General features: G+C 70.8%; 14 protein-coding genes. 8 read left to right on the plus strand and 6 right to left on the minus strand.

The window, feature by feature from the left end; genetic code table 11:
• Nucleotides 1-37 precede the first annotated feature (37 nt).
• Both SALPAC4_RS0111060 and SALPAC4_RS0111065 read left to right on the plus strand, forming a co-directional pair.
• The gene (locus tag SALPAC4_RS0111060; RefSeq protein WP_019870370.1) at nt 38-1,096 is read left to right on the plus strand and encodes an ABC transporter ATP-binding protein; all 1,059 of its coding nucleotides are present in this window, start codon (nt 38-40) and stop codon (nt 1,094-1,096) included.
• Nucleotides 1,089-2,204, plus strand: coding sequence for an ABC transporter ATP-binding protein (locus SALPAC4_RS0111065; protein WP_019870371.1), 1,116 nt, complete (start codon nt 1,089-1,091; stop codon nt 2,202-2,204). The genes SALPAC4_RS0111060 and SALPAC4_RS0111065 overlap by 8 nt, the downstream gene beginning before the upstream one ends.
• Nucleotides 2,205-2,336: 132 nt before the next feature.
• Here the strand turns inward: SALPAC4_RS0111065 and SALPAC4_RS0111070 are convergent, their stop codons facing one another.
• Nucleotides 2,337-2,798, minus strand: a complete 462-nt coding sequence (locus tag SALPAC4_RS0111070) for a hypothetical protein (RefSeq protein WP_019870372.1) — start codon at nt 2,796-2,798, stop codon at nt 2,337-2,339.
• The gene (locus SALPAC4_RS0111075) at nt 2,795-3,403 is read right to left on the minus strand and encodes an HNH endonuclease family protein (protein ID WP_019870373.1); all 609 of its coding nucleotides are present in this window, start codon (nt 3,401-3,403) and stop codon (nt 2,795-2,797) included. The genes SALPAC4_RS0111070 and SALPAC4_RS0111075 overlap by 4 nt, the downstream gene beginning before the upstream one ends.
• Before the next feature lie 144 nt (nt 3,404-3,547).
• Between SALPAC4_RS0111075 and SALPAC4_RS0111080 the strand changes: the two genes are divergently transcribed.
• Nucleotides 3,548-5,050 (plus strand): MFS transporter, encoded by a 1,503-nt coding sequence (locus SALPAC4_RS0111080; protein WP_019870374.1) that lies wholly within the window; start codon nt 3,548-3,550, stop codon nt 5,048-5,050.
• A gap of 103 nt (nt 5,051-5,153) precedes the next feature.
• On the opposite strand, the gene leuA is transcribed toward SALPAC4_RS0111080, so the two are convergent.
• Together leuA and SALPAC4_RS0111090 are read right to left on the minus strand one after the other, a co-directional pair.
• Nucleotides 5,154-6,929, minus strand: a complete 1,776-nt coding sequence (leuA, locus tag SALPAC4_RS0111085) for a 2-isopropylmalate synthase (protein ID WP_019870375.1) — start codon at nt 6,927-6,929, stop codon at nt 5,154-5,156.
• 144 nt (nt 6,930-7,073) lie between these two features.
• Nucleotides 7,074-7,676, minus strand: a complete 603-nt coding sequence (locus tag SALPAC4_RS0111090) for a nitroreductase family protein (RefSeq protein ID WP_019870376.1) — start codon at nt 7,674-7,676, stop codon at nt 7,074-7,076.
• A 236-nt stretch (nt 7,677-7,912) separates the two neighbouring features.
• Between SALPAC4_RS0111090 and SALPAC4_RS0111095 the strand changes: the two genes are divergently transcribed.
• Nucleotides 7,913-9,178: an aspartate kinase gene (locus SALPAC4_RS0111095; protein WP_019870377.1), complete on the plus strand. Its 1,266-nt coding sequence runs from the start codon at nt 7,913-7,915 to the stop codon at nt 9,176-9,178.
• Between the two features lie 3 nt (nt 9,179-9,181).
• Entirely contained in the window at nt 9,182-10,243 is a 1,062-nt protein-coding gene (locus SALPAC4_RS0111100; RefSeq protein WP_018730350.1) for an aspartate-semialdehyde dehydrogenase, read from the plus strand.
• Nucleotides 10,244-10,246: 3 nt separating this feature from the next.
• Here SALPAC4_RS0111100 and SALPAC4_RS0111105 read toward each other — a convergent pair whose 3' ends face one another.
• Entirely contained in the window at nt 10,247-11,668 is a 1,422-nt protein-coding gene (locus SALPAC4_RS0111105) for a sensor domain-containing diguanylate cyclase (RefSeq protein ID WP_019870378.1), read from the minus strand.
• 303 nt (nt 11,669-11,971) lie between these two features.
• Between SALPAC4_RS0111105 and SALPAC4_RS0111110 the strand changes: the two genes are divergently transcribed.
• A complete protein-coding gene (locus SALPAC4_RS0111110) occupies nt 11,972-13,660 on the plus strand; it encodes a bifunctional metallophosphatase/5'-nucleotidase (RefSeq protein WP_019870379.1) in 1,689 nt (562 codons plus the stop codon).
• 76 nt (nt 13,661-13,736) lie between these two features.
• Here SALPAC4_RS0111110 and recD2 read toward each other — a convergent pair whose 3' ends face one another.
• Nucleotides 13,737-15,962 carry an SF1B family DNA helicase RecD2 gene (recD2, locus tag SALPAC4_RS0111115; protein WP_027644653.1) on the minus strand — a complete coding sequence of 742 codons (2,226 nt, stop codon included), beginning with the start codon at nt 15,960-15,962 and terminating at the stop codon, nt 13,737-13,739.
• A 158-nt stretch (nt 15,963-16,120) separates the two neighbouring features.
• Here recD2 and SALPAC4_RS0111120 point away from each other — a divergent pair, with 158 nt between their 5' ends.
• Nucleotides 16,121-17,065, plus strand: coding sequence for an RNA polymerase sigma-70 factor (locus SALPAC4_RS0111120; RefSeq protein WP_019870381.1), 945 nt, complete (start codon nt 16,121-16,123; stop codon nt 17,063-17,065).
• An 81-nt stretch (nt 17,066-17,146) separates the two neighbouring features.
• Nucleotides 17,147-18,325 (plus strand): NAD(P)/FAD-dependent oxidoreductase, encoded by a 1,179-nt coding sequence (locus tag SALPAC4_RS0111125; RefSeq protein ID WP_019870382.1) that lies wholly within the window; start codon nt 17,147-17,149, stop codon nt 18,323-18,325.
• The last annotated feature ends 19 nt before the right edge of the window (nt 18,326-18,344 follow it).

Raw genomic sequence — 18,344 nt, forward strand, 5'->3', positions numbered from 1 at the left:
GTTCGCGAGCCCCGCAGGTGCGAACGGAGGGCCGGTAATGGCACTGCTCGAAGTGGATGACCTGAGCGTCACGTTCGCCCGGCGTGGGCAGCGTACGGTGCGCGCGGTGGACGGGGTCTCCTTCTCGGTTGACGCCGGGGAGGTCGTCGGTCTGGTCGGGGAGTCCGGCTGCGGCAAGAGCGTCACCTCGATGGCGATCATGGGGCTGCTGCCGCGGCATCCCGGCACCCGGATCGGCGGCAAGGCGGCCTTCGACGGAACCGACCTGCTTGGACTCGACGACCGCGCCCGGCGGGACATCCGCGGTCGGGACGTAGCGATGATCTTCCAGGATCCGCTCTCCTCGCTGAATCCGGTGATCCCGATCGGGTTGCAGGTGACCGAGGTGCTGGCCCGCCACCGGGGAATGAAGGGTGACGCGGCGCGTAAGGAAGCGGCCGGGCTGCTGGACCGGGTCGGCATCCCGGATCCGACCCGGCGGCTCAAGGAGTATCCGCACCAGCTCTCCGGTGGGATGCGGCAACGGGCGTTGATCGCGATGGCGGTCGCCTGCCGCCCCCGGCTGCTGATCGCCGACGAGCCGACCACCGCGCTGGACGTCACCATCCAGGCGCAGATCCTGGAGCTGCTCAAGGAGTTGGTCCACGACTCCGGCACCGCGCTTGTCATGATCACCCACGATCTGGGGGTGGTCGCCGGCATGTGTGACAGCATCAACGTGCTGTACGCGGGCCGGGTGGTCGAGACCGCCCGTCGACGTCCCCTCTTCCGGGAACCACGGCACCCGTACACCTCGGGTCTGCTCGGTTCGGTGCCCCGCCTGGACAGCGGGCGCGGCGAGCCGCTGAACCCGATCCCCGGCTCGGTACGCGACGTGTTGTCCTGGTCGGAGGGCTGTGCGTTCGCTCCGCGCTGCTCCCGGCGGGTGGACGCCTGCCTCGATGAGACGCCGCCGGTGGTGCGCACCCACGACGGCCGTAGCTACCGCTGTGTCGACCCGGTGCCGCTGCCCGGCGCCGTCCCGGCCCAGGCCGGTCCGGCCGACCAGCCCGAGGCGTCGAGCCCGGAGCCCAACGAGGAGAAGACCCGTGACTGACAACGACATCCTCGTTGAGGTCCGTGACCTGAAGGTGCACTTTCCGATCAAGCGGGGGGTGCTCTTCGATCGCACGATCGGCCACGTAAAGGCGGTCGACGGGGTCGACCTACGGATCCCGCGCGGTCAGACGTACGGCCTGGTGGGCGAGTCCGGGTGCGGGAAGTCGACGCTCGGCCGGGCGCTGCTCCAGCTGACCCCGCCCACCGGTGGTGAGGTCGTCTTCGACGATGTCGAGCTGACCACGCTGCCGCCGGCCCGGCTGCGCGCCATGCGCCGTCGGATGCAGATGATTTTCCAGGACCCGATGTCCAGTCTGGATCCCCGGCAGAACGTCGAGTCGATCCTCACCGAGGGTTTGCAGACCCACGGCATCGGCGGCAACCGGGACGAGCGACGCGCGATCATCGGGGAGGCGCTCGACAAGGTGGGGCTGCCCCGGTGGGCGCTGTCCCGCTATCCGCACGAGTTCTCCGGCGGGCAGCGGCAGCGGATCGGTATCGCCCGGGCGGTGGTCCTCGGTCCGGAGCTGATCGTCGCCGACGAGCCGGTGTCCGCCCTGGACGTGTCGATCCAGGCGCAGGTGGTCAACCTCCTCGACGAACTGCAGGAGAGCCTCGGCCTCACCTACCTGGTGATCGCGCACGACCTGGCCGTCGTCCGGCACATCTCCGACATCGTCGGCGTCATGTACCTCGGCGCCTTGGTGGAGGAGGCCCCGAGCGACCGGCTCTACACCGAGCCGCTGCACCCGTACACCCGGGCGCTCATGTCGGCGGTGCCGGTGCCGGACCCGGATGTGGAGGACCGCCGGGAGCGGATCCTGCTCGCCGGTGACCTGCCGTCGCCGGCCAACCCGCCGGCGGGCTGCCGGTTCCACACCCGTTGCCCGTGGGCCCAGCCGACGCGCTGCGCCGACGAACGGCCGGTGCTGCGTGAGATCGGCGGCAGCCGGGTGGCCTGCCACTGGGCCGAGCGGATCGCCAGCGGGGAACTTCGTCCGAACCAGGAAGGGGCGGGAGCCATCCGGGGGTCCGCGGGTGGCGAAGCCCCGGAGCCGGTGTCGATCCCGACCTCGACCGCGAAGGCGGACTCCGCCGACGGCTGAGCCGGCGTAGCCGGGCGCGGACAGCAGCCAGGACCGGCTGCTGTCCGCGCCCGGCTCAGCTTTTCGGGCGGCCGAGCAGTGTCCGCGGCCCGGCTCAGCTCTCGGGCGGTGGAGCGGGTTCTGTGCCCCGGCTCAGCCGTCGGGGCGGTCGAGCAGGGCGACGGCGATCGCGTGTACCGCATCGAGGCCGGCTGGGTCGGGCAGCGTCACCCGCCCGCCGGTCACGACGTACCACTCGTCGGCCTCGCGGTACTGCACCCGCAGGGTGACCTGGCCGTCGAGGTACTCGGTGCGGAGCGTCAGCTCGCCGGTGACCACGCCGACCTCGTCGGTCATCACCCCGCCCGGCCCGGGGACGATCGCCGCGGTACGGACCCCCGACCCGCCGTCAGCTCGCATCCCGGCGCCGGGAGTGCCGCCGGCTGGGGCGCCGGTGGTCTCCGCGCTCATTCCAGCGCCGGGTACCGCGGCGCTGGCGGCGCCGTCGGCCGTCATCCCGGCGCTGCCCGGGATGGGCCCGTCGGTGGCGGCAGTCGCGTCGCGCCCGGCTCCCGGGATTCGGTTCGGGGCCGGGTCCGTCCCGGTGCCGGTCATGATTGGCTCCCCCCGGTGCAGCCCGCCAACATGTCGGCCAGCGCGGTCTTCTCGTCGGTGTTCACCGACAACTGCCAGTGGTGCTTCACCGTGACCCAGCTTTCGGCGTAGCGGCACCAGTACGACCGGTTCGCCGGCCGCCACTGGGATGGATCCTGATCGCCCTTCGACCGGTTGGCGGTGCGGGAAACCGCGAAGAGGTGCGGCAGCCGGGTGTCGTTGGCGAAGTCCCCCCGTTTCGCGTCGGTCCACCGGTCAGCCCCGGATCGCCAGGCGTTAGCCAGCGGCACCATGTGGTCCACATCCACCTCGGAGGGGTCGGTGAGAACCTTCCCGTCGTAGACGCTCTCCCAGCGCCCACCGACCACGTTGCAGCCGGAGAGCTTGATGCCCTCCCCGTCTCGCGCGAGCACGGTGTCCCGGACATCGCAGTTTTTGCCGGTGCCCCGCCAGTGGGGGAAGCGGTCGCGGCTGTAGCCCTTCATCGATCCAGCACTGGCCACGGTCAGCTCGGCCAGCTTCGCCATGACATTCCCGTCGTCGCTGGTGGGCGACGGGTCGGGCGTGGTGGCCGGGACGCAGCCGGTCAGGCCGAGCGCCAGCACTGCCGCGAGCAGCGGTCCGGATCTGGTGCGAAGAGACGACACCTCTTTAGCTTCGCGCTTTCCGGCGGTCTCGCCCAGTACCTCGCCGGGCGGTTTCGGCGTTTCGTAGCCGCTTCGAGATCGAGTCGCGGCAACCTTGGGGCCATGACATCACCCTCCCTTCGGCTGGGTACCCCGGCGGGGGCCGGTACGCTGCTCGCCGCGGTACTCGCCTCCGGCATGGTCTTCCTCGACGGCACCGTGGTCAACGTGGCGCTTCCCCGCCTCGGTGAGGACCTCGACGCCACCGTGTCTGATCTGCAGTGGACGGTCAATGGCTACCTGCTGATGCTCGCCGCGTTCGTGTTGCTCGGTGGCGCACTCGGGGATCGCTTCGGCCGGCGGCGGGTCTTCCTGCTCGGGGTGGTCTGGTTCACCGTGGCCTCGGTGCTGTGCGGGTTGGCCCAGGACACCGGGCAGCTCATCGCGGCCCGGCTCCTGCAGGGTGCCGGAGCGGCCCTGCTCACCCCCGGGTCCCTCTCGGTCCTGCAGGCCAGCTTCCACCCGGATGACCGCGGGCGGGCCATCGGCGCCTGGGCCGGCTTCTCCGGCGTCTCCACCGCGCTCGGCCCCTTCGTCGGCGGCTGGCTGATCGACGAGTTCTCCTGGCGGTGGATCTTCTTCCTCAATGTGCCGCTGGCCGCGGTGGTGCTGCTGGCCGCCCTGCGCTGGGTGCCGGAGAGTCGGGACGAGAACGTCTCGCGTACCAGAACCGCGGGGTCGGGTCGGCGGCGGTTCGACGTGCTCGGCACGGTGCTGGGGGCAGTAGCCCTGGCCGGGATCACGTTTGCGCTGATCGATGCCCCGGCGCGGGGTGCGACGTCGGTTGCGGTCTTGCTCGCCGCCGCGGCCGGGGTGCTCGGTTCGGTGGCCTTCGTGCTGGTCGAACGGCGTCGGGGGGACACCGCGATGCTGCCGACCGGGCTGTTCACCAGCCGGATCTTCTCCGTGCTGAACGTCTTCACCGTGGTGATCTACGCGGCGCTCGGTGGGTTCACCTTCTTCGTCGCCGTCTTTCTCCAGAACGTGGCGGGCTGGTCGGCCCTGGCCACCGGAGTCGCCCTGCTGCCGGTGACCGTGCTGCTGCTGGTCGGCTCACCGATCGCCGGTGACCTGGCGACCCGGATCGGGCCACGGCTGCCGTTGACCGTGGGTCCGGTGGTGTCCGCGGCCGGGCTGCTCCTGCTCCGTGCGGTCGGCGCGGAGGCGTCGTACTGGCGGGACGTGCTGCCGGGGGTGTTTCTCTTCGGGCTTGGCCTGACCCTGGTGGTGGCGCCGTTGACGGCCTCGGTGTTGGCCGCCGTCGCGGACCGCTTCGCCGGCGTGGCGAGTGGCTTCAACAATGCCGCCTCGCGCGCCGGGGGGCTGCTCGCCGTGGCCGCCCTGCCGCTGCTGGTCGGCCTCTCCGGCACCGACTACGAACGGCCGGACGAGTTGACCGCCGCCTACCGGGGAGCGCTGGCCTGGTGTGCCGCGCTGCTGGTGGTGGGGGCGGTGCTGGCTGTGGTCTTCGTACGCCGTCCGCGTCAGGCGCCACCACCGTCGCAGCCTTGCCAGTCGCTGCCGGCCGCGACCGGGCCGGAGCGGGGTACGGGGGCCGCTTCCTGACGGCTCCGGGGGCGGCCGATCGAGGTCGGCCGGTACGGCCGGCAGCCGGTAGGTGTCCGGGTTGACCTCGGGTGGAGGCCAACCCGGACCGGGCCCCGCTGCCTCAGTGGGCGCGGTTGACGGCGCTGGTCACCGCGCTGATGGTGGCGGTGACGATGTTGGCGTCCACCCCGACGCCCCAGACCGTACGGCCATCCACCTCGCACTCCACGTACGCGGCCGCCTGGGCGTCACCGCCGGAGGAGAGGGCGTGTTCGTGGTAGTCGAGGACGCGTACGTTGACGCCGAGGGACTGCAGCGCGTTGACGTACGCGTCCACTGGGCCGTTGCCGATGGCGCTCACGGCGCGTTGCCCGTCGCCGTGCCCGACCAGCGCCTCGAACTCGACCTTGCCGTCCACTGTGCCGAGCGTGTAGTCGCTCAAGGTGACCGTGGGGTTTGCCTGGTGGTCGAGCAGGTACTGCCCGGCGAAGATCTCCCACATGGTCTGCGGGTCGACCTCGCCGCCGTTGTCGTCGGTGACCTGCTGGACCACGCCGGAGAACTCGATCTGGAGCCGGCGGGGCAGGTCGAGCTGGTGCTCGGTCTTCATGACGTACGCGACGCCGCCCTTGCCGGACTGCGAGTTGACCCGGATGACGGCCTCGTAGGTGCGCCCCAGGTCCTTCGGGTCGATCGGCAGGTACGGTACCGCCCACGGGTGCTGCTCGACCGGGATCCCGGCGGTGTTGGCGGAGGCCGTGAGGGCGTCGAATCCCTTGTTGATCGCGTCCTGGTGGGAGCCGGAGAAGGCGGTGTAGACCAGGTCGCCGGCGTACGGGTGGCGCTCGTGCACGGGTAGCTGGTTGCAGTACTCGACGGCGCGTTTGATCTCGTCGATGTTCGAGAAGTCGATCATGGGATCGATGCCCTGGGAGAAGAGGTTCAGGCCCAGGGTGACCAGGTCCACGTTGCCGGTGCGCTCGCCGTTACCGAAGAGGCAGCCCTCGATTCGGTCCGCACCGGCCAGCAGGCCCAGCTCGGCGGCGGCCACTCCGGTGCCCCGGTCGTTGTGCGGGTGCAGGCTGAGCACCAGGCTGTCCCGGCGAGGCAGGTGCCGGTGCATCCACTCGATCGAGTCGGCGTAGACGTTCGGCATCGCCATCTCGACGGTGGCCGGCAGGTTGACGATCAGCCGGTGGTCCGGGGTCGGGTCGAGCACCTCGATCACCTTCGCGCAGATCTCCACGGCGTAGTCCAGCTCCGTGCCGGTGTACGACTCGGGGGAGTACTCGTAGTGGATGTCGGTGTCCGGGGTGTGGATCTCCGCGTACTTCTGGCAGAGCCGGGCACCGGTGGTGGCGATGTCGGTGATGCCGTCGCGGTCCAGCCCGAAGACGACCTGGCGTTGCAGCGTCGAGGTCGAGTTGTAGAAGTGCACGATCGCCCGCTTCGCGCCGCGCAGCGCCGTAAAGGTGCGGTCGATCAGGTGTTCCCGGCACTGGGTCAGCACCTGGATGGTGACATCGTCGGGGATCAGGTCCTGCTCGATGAGCTGCCGGACGAAGTCGTAGTCGGACTGGCTGGCCGAGGGGAAGCCGACCTCGATCTCTTTGTAGCCCAGCTGTACCAGGAGCTGGAACATCCGGCGCTTGCGCTCGGGGGACATCGGGTCGATCAGGGCCTGGTTACCGTCTCGCAGGTCGACGGCGCACCAGCGCGGCGCGGTCTCGACGTGCCGGGTGGGCCAGTGGCGGTCCGGTAGGTCGGTGCGGAACTGACGTTGGTAGGGCTGGTAGCGGTGGTGCGGCATCCGGCTGGGGCGTTGCCGGGCGATGGGGTCGGCCTCAGCGGCGGGGGTGCCGGCAGGGTTGGTCATGCGGAGTGCCTCCGTGGTCATGTGACGTCAGCAGTCGAGGTCGGCGAGGCGCCGAGGATCGGGTCGGAGCGGGCGGCGCGGTTCGACCCCGCGGCGAGGTGCCGGCCGTCAGGCCTCGCCGCGGCGACCAAGGAGAAGCAACGCCTGCCACATGACGACGTCACCCTACGTGGCGGGGGATGGATCTGGGAAGGATCGCCCGGACTGTGAGATGGGGGTCGCAGCCGCGGCGACCAGCAGCAGGTCGGCGACGGGGCGACGCCGCCGGAGGCTGGTCTCTGCCACGACCAGGTCGGCGGGGAGGTCGAGGGGGTTGCCGAGCCGGCCGATCGCGACCACCACGGCGGGCCGGAGGTCGGCGGGAAGCTCGAGTTCGCTGGTGAGGCCGGCCCGGTCCAGCTCGCGTAGCTGGCGGACGTGCAGCCCGAGCGCGGTCGCCTGCGTGGTCAGCTGCGCCACGGCTTGCCCCAGGTCGTAGGCGGGCTCCGCGGCCGGTTCGGTGGCGGGCGCGAGGTGCGCGGCGAGTAGTAGCAGCGAGGCGCGCCCCGCCCACCGCTGGTCCCGCTCCGGCAGGTTGACCATGATCCGCTTCCACGTCTCGTCGTCCCGGTGGCCGAGGGCGAAGCGCCATGGTTGCCGGTTCGCCGCCGAGGGCGCCCACCGGGCTGCCTCCAGGAGGAGGTCGAGCTCAGCCGGGTCGAGCTCGGCGTCGGGGTCGAAGGACCGGGGGCTCCACCGGAAGGCGATCAGCGGGGTGAGGTCGGTCATAGGAAGAACCATCCCCTATGAGGCTTTTGTCCACTTGGTTGGGGGCAGGCAAATGTGGGAAAAGGCACCCGTAACGGCTCGCTGTGCGGAGCGTTACCGCGCTCGGGGCCGGATGCTGGGATCACCCGATCCGATCGAGTGGTCCGCCGGATACCCTGAGGGCGTCTTGACCTGACGCCGCCGGCTCCGTCGGCGGCGTCGGCACGCTCAGGGTCACTGGGAGGGAGTGCGCCGTCGTGGCACTCGTGGTGCAGAAGTACGGCGGATCCTCCGTCGACAACGCCGAGCGGATCAAGCGGGTGGCCGAGCGGATCGTCGCCGCCCGCAAGGCCGGTGACGACGTGGTGGTGGTCGTCTCCGCCATGGGCGACACCACCGACGAGTTGACCGATCTCGCCAACCAGGTCAGTCCGCTGCCGCCCGGTCGGGAGCTGGACATGCTGCTCACCGCCGGGGAGCGCATCTCGATGGCGCTGCTCGCGATGGCGATCCACAACCTGGGGTACGAAGCGCGGTCGTTCACCGGCTCGCAGGCCGGGGTCATCACCACCTCGGTGCATGGTCGGGCGCGGATCATCGATGTCACGCCGGGGCGGCTCAAGGGCGCCCTTGACGAGGGTGCGGTGGTCATCGTCGCCGGCTTCCAGGGCGTGTCGCAGGACACCAAGGACGTCACCACCCTGGGGCGGGGTGGTTCGGACACCACCGCCGTGGCGCTCGCCGCCGCGCTCAACGCCGATGTGTGCGAGATCTACAGCGACGTTGACGGCGTCTTCAGCGCTGATCCGCGGATCGTGCCGGACGCCCGGCACATCCGACAGATCACCTACGAGGAGATGCTGGAGCTCGCCGCCTGCGGCGCCAAGATTCTGGCTCTGCGCGCCGTGGAGTACGCCCGCCGGGCGGAGTTGCCGGTCCACGTCCGTTCGTCATACTCGACCAGCACCGGCACGATGGTCACCGGATCGATGGAGGACCTTCCCGTGGAACAGGCGTTGATCACTGGAGTCGCCCACGACCGCAGCGAAGCCAAGATCACGATAGTCGGGGTGCCCGACGAGCCGGGTGCCGCCGCGCGGATCTTCGACACCGTCGCCGGTGCGGAGATCAACATAGACATGATCGTGCAGAACGTCTCCACCGAGGGCACCGGCCGGACGGACATCTCGTTCACCCTGCCCAAGACCGATGGCCCCACCGCCATGGCCGCCCTCAGCAAGATTCAGGACAGCGTCAAGTTCAAGGGGCTGCTCTACGACGACCACGTGGGCAAGGTCTCGCTGATCGGTGCCGGGATGCGTTCTCACCCGGGCGTGGCGGCCGGCTTCTTCGCCGCCCTCGGCCAGGCCGGCGTGAATATTGAGATGATCTCCACGTCGGAGATCCGGGTGTCGGTGGTGTGCCGCGACACCGACCTGGACAATGCCGTGCGCGCCATCCACGACGCCTTCGAGCTCGGTGGTGACACCGAGGCGGTCGTGTACGCGGGGACGGGGCGGTAGCCCGTGGCGTCGGAGCCCACCCTGGCTGTGGTCGGGGCGACGGGCGCGGTCGGCACCATCCTGTGCGAGCTGCTCACCGGCCGTCGGAACGTCTGGGGTGAGATCCGACTCGTCGCCTCCGCCCGGTCAGTTGGGCAGACGGTGGGTTGCCGAGGCGAGGAGCTGACCGTACAGGCGCTCACCCCGGAGGTCTTCGACGGCGTTGACGTCGCGATATTCGACGTTCCGGACGCGGTCTCGGCCCAGTGGGCGCCGACCGCGGTCGACCGGGGGGCCATCGTGGTGGACAACACCGCCGCGTTTCGCACCGAACGCGACGTTCCGCTGGTCGTCCCCGAGATCAACCCGGAGCAGGTCCGGAACCGGCCGAGGGGCATCGTCGCCAACGCGACCTGCACGACCCTCGCCATGATCGTCGCGGTGGCGCCGCTGCACCGCGAGTACGGCCTGCGGGAGCTGGTGCTCTCGTCCTACCAGGCGGTCTCCGATGTCGGGCCGGCCGGGGTGGACACCCTGTACCGCCAGCTCGTCAAGATCGTCGGAGACCGAGGACTCGGTTCCCGCCCCGGAGATGTCCGGCAGGCGGTCGGGGACGATCTTGGTCCCTTCCCCGCACCCCTCGCGCTGAACGTGGTGCCCTGGGCCGGGGTACCCACCGACGGCGGCTGGTCCTCCGAAGAAGTGACCCTGCGTAATGACTCGCGCAAGATCCTTGACCTGCCCGATCTGAAGGTCACCGCCACCTGCGTCCGGGTACCCGTCGTCACCGGGCACTCGGTGGCGGTGCACGCCGTCTTCGGCACCGAGGTGGACGCCGAAGGGGCCAGTGAGGTGCTGCGCAACGCGCCCGGTGTGATCCTGGTCGACGAACCGGCGGCCGGCGAGTTCCCGATGCCGATCGACGCCGTCGGCACCGACCCGTCCTGGGTCGGCCGCCTCCGCCGGGCCCTGGATGACCCCCGCGCGCTCGACTTCTTCGTGACCGGGGACAACCTCCGCAAGGGTGCCGCCCTGAACGCGGCGCAGATCGCCGAACTCCTGGCCGGCGAGCTGACGCAGCGTTGACGTTCAGGCGGCGGCCAGGCGTACGCCGTCGCGGCCCTCCCGCTTCACCCGGTAGAGCGCCTGGTCGGCGCGGTGCAGGGCGTGGCCGGCGGGCTCGTCCGGGTACGGGAGGGCGACGCCCACGCTGATGGTGCGGCCGATCCGGCGTGCCGCCGCAGTGAGGCGTTCGGCGACCCGGACCGCCTCCTCGGGACGGTTCACCTCGATCACCGCCGCGAATTCGTCGCCACCGGTCCGGTACAGCTCGTCGCCCTGGCGCAGCGCGCCCTCCAACGCCCGTGCTAGCCCCACCAGCAGCCGGTCACCGGCCTGGTGGCCGTACGTGTCGTTGACGGTCTTGAAGCCGTCCACGTCGATCGCGAGCAGGGCGGTACGCCCGGGGGTGGCCGCCGCGATCCGCTCCCCGAACGGCCCGGTGTGCCGCAACCCGGTCAACGGGTCGGAGCTGGCCCGCTCGCGGAGCCGAGTCACGGTCCGGAGCCGGTTCAGGGCGCTTCCGGTCTGGCCGGCGAGCAATTCCAGCAGGTTGACGGTAGTCGGGTCGGGACGGAGCCGCCGCGCGTCGGCGACCAGCAGGAGCCCGGCGTCGTCGGCTGTGCCGACCGGCACCGTCACCAGCGTGCGCACGCCGGCCCGGGTCAGTGGAGTGTGGTCGTCGGTCGCCGACGGTTCGGTCTCACCGAGGGTGTAACCGGCACCGTAGCGGTGGGCCAGGTCGACCATCCGCGCCAGCGCCGCCGGACCGGCCGCGGAGAGCGCGGAGCGGACCCGGGCCTCCAGCTCGTCGGGGCGGGTGGTCGGCGCGCACAGCCGGGGCCCCCGCTGCCCGGCGAGTACCAGAACTGCGGTGGAGAGCGTCGACCCGTCCCGCGCTGCCGTGGTGGCCGCGTGGCGCAGTTCCCGCTCGGTGTCGGCGGCGGCCAGTGCGCTGGCGTGCCGCAACAGCTTCTCGCTGCGGGTCTCCGCCGGCGGACCGCCGAGTGCCACGATCCGCGCGCCGAGCTGTTCCGCGAGGCGTCCGGCGGTGTCCCGCCACGCCGTCAGGTCCGCTGGTTGACTCCAGAGCAGGTCGAGGACGCCGACCGGCCGGCCCGCCGGGCCCGGCACCGGTACGCAGACCTCGCTGGTGGCGTCGGGACGGACCGGGAGGCGATCCGGCTCCGCGCCGAGATCGGTGATGACCGCGGGGTGACCGGTGGTGTGCACCCGACCGACGACGCCGGTAGCCGGCGGGACGGTCGAGAAGACCTGCCACGACCCGGTGGCCGCGAGGCAGCGGAGCCGGTCGTGGACCTCCAACAGCACCGAGATCGTGGCCGGGGTGGACCGGGCCAGGGCGGCGATCGTCGCCTGGCACGCTTCGGTGACGGTCGTCGCCGTTGCCAGGCGGGCCGTGCCGTCACAGATGACTCGATCGTGATCCACTCGTGTGTTGTCCCGGGTCGGAGGTGACCGGCCGCTGCCGGTGCCGCGTTCCAGGGTAGCCAGCCGGTCACGGCGCCCCGGTGCCCTCGGTCCGCCGTGCCGGCGGGCTACCCACTGTTGCCGAAGCTGTGGTGCGCCGCCCGGTCGACTGGGGGCGAGAGCGATGAGAGGCTGTCATCGGTGCTGGTGGCGGTACCCGTCGCCGCCGGTGTCCGAATCCTGCCGATGGCGCGAAATGGTGGGCGCGCCTAGCCCGAATGTTCCGCGCCGGTTCCACGAGGAGTTCCTTTGTCCATCCCTGGGATGCGTCGGGCCGCGATCGGCCTGACCGCACTCGCTGTGGCCGCCTTCGGCGCGGTCGCGACCACCCCCGAAGCGGCGGACGCCGGGCGGAAGCCGGTCGACGTCACGCTGCTCGCGCTGAACGACTTCCATGGTCATCTGGAACCGCCCGGTGGGTCCAGTGGCACGATCGAGGACCAGCCGGCCGGCGGAGTCGAGTACCTGGCGACCCACCTGGCCGAGCTCCGGAAGGCCAGCAAGAAGAAGAACACCATCACGGTCGCCGCCGGGGACCTGATCGGTGCCTCCCCGCTGCTGTCGGCGGCCTTCCACGACGAGCCGACCATTGAGGCGTTGTCGCTGGCCGGGCTCGACTACGCGAGCGTCGGCAACCACGAGTTCGACGAGGGCTCCGACGAGCTGCTGCGGATTCAGCACGGCGGCTGCCACCCGGTCGACGGCTGCGCCGACGGCACCCCGTACCGGGGCGCTGACTTCCAGTACCTCGCCGCGAACTCCTTCGTGACCGAGACCGGCGAGCCGCTGCTGCCCCCGTACGCCATTCACCGGGTGCAGGGCGTCAAGATCGGTTTCATCGGAATGACCCTCGAGGGCACGCCGGACATCGTCAGCCCGGACGGCGTCGCCGGCCTGACCTTCGCCGACGAGGCGCAGACCGCCAACCGGTACGCGCGGGAACTGCGCCGCAAGGGCGTGGAGACCATCGTGGTGCTGCTGCACGAGGGCGGTAACCAGGCCGGTGCCGGTGGCATCAACGACTGCGTCGACTTCACCGGCCCGGTGGTCGACATCGTCAACCGGATGGACCGGTCCATTGACGTGGTCGTCAGCGGGCACACCCACCAGGCGTACAACTGCGAGGTCAACAACAAGCTGGTGACCAGCGCCAGCTCGTACGGCCGGCTGATCACCGACATCGACCTGAAGATCGACCGGCGGACCGGGGACGTGCTGCGGGCCTCCGCCGAGAACCTGGTGGTTACCCGGGACGTCGCCGAGGACCCGGCCCAGACCGCGCTGATCGACCGCTACCAGACCGTCCTCGGCCCGGTCGCCGGCCGGGAGGTCGGCGAGACCACCGAGGCGATCACCCGGACCCAGGAGACCCTCTTCGACACCGTTCGCGGGGAGTCCCCGCTCGGGAACCTGATCGCCGACGCCCAGCTCTGGGCCACCGAGGGGGACCAGAACTCCGTCGCCGCGTTCATGAACCCGGGCGGTGTCCGGGCCGACCTCGACGCCGGCCCGGTCACCTACGAGGAGGCGTTCACCGCGCAGCCGTTCACCAACAACCTGGTGGCCCTCGACCTCACCGGCGAGCAGCTCTACTGCCTGCTGGAGCAGCAGTTCGTTAACGAGCGGGTGCTCTACCCGTCGGCCACGGTCCGGTACGTCGTCGATCCGGCTGGCAGCACCGCCCCGGCGGGTGACCCCTGCGCCGGTACGCGCGTGGTCCGCGGCAGCCTGACCTTCGCCGACGTGCCGGTGGAGACCGACGGCACCTACCGGGTCACGGTGAACAACTTCCTGGCCGGCGGGGGTGACGGCTTCTCCGTCCTCACCGACGGCACCAACCCGGTCACCGGCCAGATCGACCTGGACGCGCTGGTGGCGTACCTGACCGAGACCTCGCCGGTCTCCGCCCCGGCACTGGACCGGATCCGTACCACCGGGGAGCCCGGCCGCTGACGCCCCGCTTTCCCGCGCGGACGGGCCCCGGGAACACCGGGGCCCGTCCTCGTCTCTGCCCTTGGGCCACCCCCGGTCAGGGTGTTGTGGTGGCGAGTCGGTGGTTGAGGGCGGTGTGCCGGCGGCCGGCGCCGACGGTGCGGACCGCGGCGGCGAGGGCCCGGCGGGAGCCGACCAGGACGACGAGCTGTTTGGCGCGGGTGACCGCGGTGTAGAGCAGGTTGCGTTGCAGCATCATCCAGGCACTGGTGGTCAGCGGGATGACGACCGCCGGGTATTCGGAGCCCTGCGAGCGGTGGATGGTCATGGCGTAGGCGTGCGCCAGCTCGTCGAGTTCGTCGAAGTCGTAGTCGATGCTCTCGTCCTCGTCGGTGCGGACCGTCAGGGTCTGCTCCTCGGCCGAGAGCTGGGTGACGATGCCGAGAGTGCCGTTGAAGACACCCGCCTGCCCCTTGTCGTAGTTGTTGCGGATTTGGGTCACTTTGTCGCCGATGCGGAACACCCGGCCGCCGGCACGCCGCTCCGGCTGCCCCTCCCGATGCGGGGTGAGTTGTTGCTGGAGCAGGGTGTTCAGCGCGCCCGAGCCGGCGGGACCGCGGTGCATGGGGGTGAGGACCTGCACGTCCCGGCGGGGGTCGAGGCGGAACTTGGCGGGGATGCGGGAGCAGGCGACATCGACGGTACGGTCGGCGGTGGCCTCCGTGTCGTCGCAGGCGAAGAGGAAGAAGTCCGGCAGGCCCTGGAGCAGGGGCGGGCGGCCGGCGTTGATCCGGTGCGCGTTGGTGACGACGCCGGACTGGGCGGCCTGGCGGAAGATCTGGGTCAACCGCACCCGCGGGACGGTCGCAGCGGCGAGCAGATCGCGCAACACCTCGCCGGCGCCGACCGAGGGGAGCTGGTCGACGTCGCCGACCAGCAGCAGGTGCGCGCCGGGCGGGACGGCCTTGACAAGTTTGTTGGCCAGGATGAGGTCGAGCATGGAGGCCTCGTCCACGACGAGCAGGTCAACGTCGAGGGGGTTGTCCCGGTCGTAGGAGGCGTCCCCGCCCGGGCGCAGCTGCAACAGGCGATGCACCGTGGCGGCGGGATGCCCGGTGAGCTCGGAGAGGCGCTTGGCAGCCCGCCCGGTCGGGGCCACCAGGGTGACCTTGGCTTTCTTGGCGGCGGCCAGCTCGACGATCGAACGGACAGTGAAGCTCTTGCCGCACCCCGGCCCGCCGGTCAGCACCGCGACCTTCGAGGTCAGCGCGAGCCGGACCGCCTGCTCCTGCTCGGCGGCGAGGTCATTGCCGGTACGCGCCTTCAGCCAGGTCAGGGCCTTGTCCCAGTTGACGTCCGCGAAGTGGGGCAGTCGATCGGCCCCATCGCCGAGCAGGCGGAGCAGGCTGGTGGCGAGCGACCGCTCCGCCCGGTGGAACGGCACCAGGTACACCGCCCGCACCGGCTCCGCGTCGCCGCCCGGCAGTGACTCACGAACGACACCCTCCTCGGCGACCAGGTCGTCCAGGCAGCGGGCGACGAGGTCGGCCGGCACGTCGAGGATCTTCGTCGCGTCCGCGACCAGCTCCGCTTCGGGCAGGTAGCAGTGGCCGTTGTCAGTGGCCTCGGAGAGCGTGTACTGCAAGCCGGCCATGACCCGCTGCGGGCTGTCGTGCGGGATACCGACCGACTGGGCGATGGTGTCGGCGGTCTTGAAGCCGATACCCCACACGTCGGCCGCCAGCCGGTAGGGCTCCTTCGTGACCACGTCGGTGGCGGCGTCGCCGTACTGCTTGTAGATCCGTACCGCCAGCGAGGTCGAGACCCCGACGCCCTGGAGGAAGACCATGACCTCCTTGATCGCCTTTTGTTCCTCCCACGCCGCGGTGATCTTCGCCGTGCGCTTCGGGCCCAGCCCCGGCACCTCCACCAGCCGGGCCGGCTCCTCCTCAATGATCCGCAGCGTCTCCAGGCCGAAGTGGGCGACGATCCGTTCGGCGAACACCGGTCCGATGCCCTTCACCAAGCCCGAGCCGAGGTAGCGCTGAATGCCCTGGATCGTGGCCGGCAAGATCGTGGTGTAGGAGTCGACCTCGAACTGCCGACCGTATTTGGGGTGGGAGGACCAGCGCCCGTGCAGCCGTAGGCTCTCCCCCGGCTGCGCGCCCAGCAGGGCACCCACCACCGTCAACAGATCACCACTGCGGTCGGTGGCGACCCGGGCCACGGTGTAGCCGGTCTCCTCGTTGACGTATGTGAGCCGCTCCAGCACCGCCTCGAGCGTCGCCAGGGCGGGACGGGGAGCAGCGGTCACGTCGGCCATCCTGCCGTACCCCAGCGGCAGCGCGGCGTTCCGGTCTGGACTGGTTCGCTGTGCGAGGAGTTCCAGGCGCAGGGTGGTGACGTCACCGGCCTCGAAGGTGACGATCACGGCCCAGCCTGACCCGACGGCCCGACACCGGTCGTCGCTACTGTCGACCCATGCCGATGAGTTCGCACGAGGTCGAGCTGTTCGAGCACTCCAGGACTCGGTTGGAGGCGATCGCCTACCGGCTGCTCGGCTCGGCGAGCGATGCCGAGGACGCGGTCCAGGAGACGTTTCTCCGGTGGCAGGCCGCCGACCGGAGCGTGGTCCGGACGCCCGAGGCGTGGCTGACGAAGGTGCTCACCAACCTCTGTCTCAACCAGCTCACCTCGGCGCGCGCCCGGCGTGAGAGGTATGTGGGCACCTGGCTGCCCGAGCCGTTGCTCCCCGGAGACCCGATGCTCGGCCCGGTCGACACCGTCGAGCAGCGGGAGTCGGTCTCGATGGCGGTGCTTGTCCTGTTGGAGCGGCTCTCGGCCAACGAACGGGTCGTGTACGTGCTCCGTGCGGCGTTCGGCTACTCGCACGGTGAGATCGCCGAGTTCCTCGACCTCACCGAGTCGAACTGCCAACAGATCTACCGGCGGGCGAAGCAGCACATCAGCACCGGCCGGGTCCGCGCGGAGGTGGACGCGACCAGCACGCGGAAGATCGTCGAAGAGTTCCTCATGGCCGCCACCAGTGGGGAGGTTCGGCGGCTGGTCGAGCTCCTGACCGCGGACGCGACGAGCGTCGGCGACGGTGGTGGCAAGGTTCCCGCCCGGACCACGCCGGTCGCCGGTGCGCTGGCGGTGGCGAGGTTCCTGCGCGGTCTCTTCGCTCCCACCCCAGCCAAACGCGACCGGATGGGTGGCCGACCTGCTGTCCATGCCGGCGTTGTCAATGGTGGGCCCGCGGTGGTGGTCGTGCTCGACGACCGGGTCGTCGCCGTCATGTCCCTGCACCTGACCGGGGAGGGCATCGCGGCTATCCACTCCCAGATCAACCCCGACAAGCTTGCCCGCGCCACCCACCGCTGGTTCGCGGTGGAGCCCGGCGAACCGTTCATCGAAGCCTGGTGACCCAGCTCACGGTGGCCTCCTGTCAGCAACCGCGTCGCTGTCCGGTTCAGGAAGCGGACGCATCGAGACAGGAGTGAGATCATGAAGCACCGCATCGTCGTCCTCGGGGCCGGATACGCTGGAGCCGCCGCCGCCGGACGCCTCGCCCGGCGGCTGCACCCTGGCAGCGTCGAGATCACTGTCGTCAACGCCGAGGCCGAGTTCGTCGAGCGGGTCCGGCTGCACCAGCTCGCGGCCGGACAGCGCCTCGCCCGCCGCCGACTGCGCGACATCTACGCGGGTACGGGCGTCCGGCTGCTCCTGGGCCGGGTCACCGCCGTTGACCTCGACCACAAAGTCGTCACGGTGGTGGATCAGCAGGGCGCGGACGAGATCGGCTACGACAGCCTCGTCTACGCCCTCGGTAGCACCGGTACCGACCACGGGGTTCCCGGTGTCGCCGCGCACGCCTACGACATCGCCGGAAGGGAGTCCGCCCTGCGGCTGCGCGATCGCCTGGTCCGCCTCGGCGCCGGCGGGAACGTTCTGGTCGTTGGAGGTGGGCTGACCGGCCTCGAAGCCGCCACCGAGTTCGCCGAGGCGCGGCCGGACCTCGCCGTCGCGATCGCTGCCCGCGGCGGGTTCGGTGACTGGCTGGACGTCGGGGCGCGGCGTCACCTGCGACGCGTCTGCGACCGGCTCGGCATCACCGTGCACGAGCACACGAACATCGTCCGGGTCGACGCGGCCAGCGCGGTTACCGGCGACGGCCGAACCGTTCCGGCTCAGGTGACGGTCTGGACGGCGGGCTTCGCCGTTCACCCCATCGCCGCGGCCACGCCCCTTGAGCTCGCCGACACTGGACAAATTCGGGTGGATGCCACCATGCGGGCGGTCTCGCACCCCGAGGTGTATGCGATCGGGGATGCCGCGTTCGCCGAGGGGCCCGGGGGCAAGCCGCTCCGGATGTCCTGCGCTACCGGGATCCCGATGGGCTGGCAGGCCGCCGACGCGATCGCCGCGCGGCTCACCGGCCGGGAGGTGCCGAAATTCGCGTTCCGCTACTACAACCAGTGCGTCAGTCTCGGCCGGCGGGACGGGCTCATCCAGTTCGTGACCGCCGATGACCGCGCCAAGTCGTCTTTCCTCGCCGGAAGGATGGCAGCCCGGTACAAGGAGGTGTTCTGCAAGGGTGCGGCCTGGAGCGTCCGCCACCCCACGCTGCTGCTGCCGACCCGCCGCTACCGCGCCAGCCCGAGCGGGCAGGACGCGCTGCGGTGAGCCGCGGGGAGCAGACGAC

Origin of the sequence: Salinispora oceanensis, from assembly GCF_000383575.1 — a bacterium.
Taxonomy (GTDB): domain Bacteria; phylum Actinomycetota; class Actinomycetes; order Mycobacteriales; family Micromonosporaceae; genus Micromonospora; species Micromonospora oceanensis.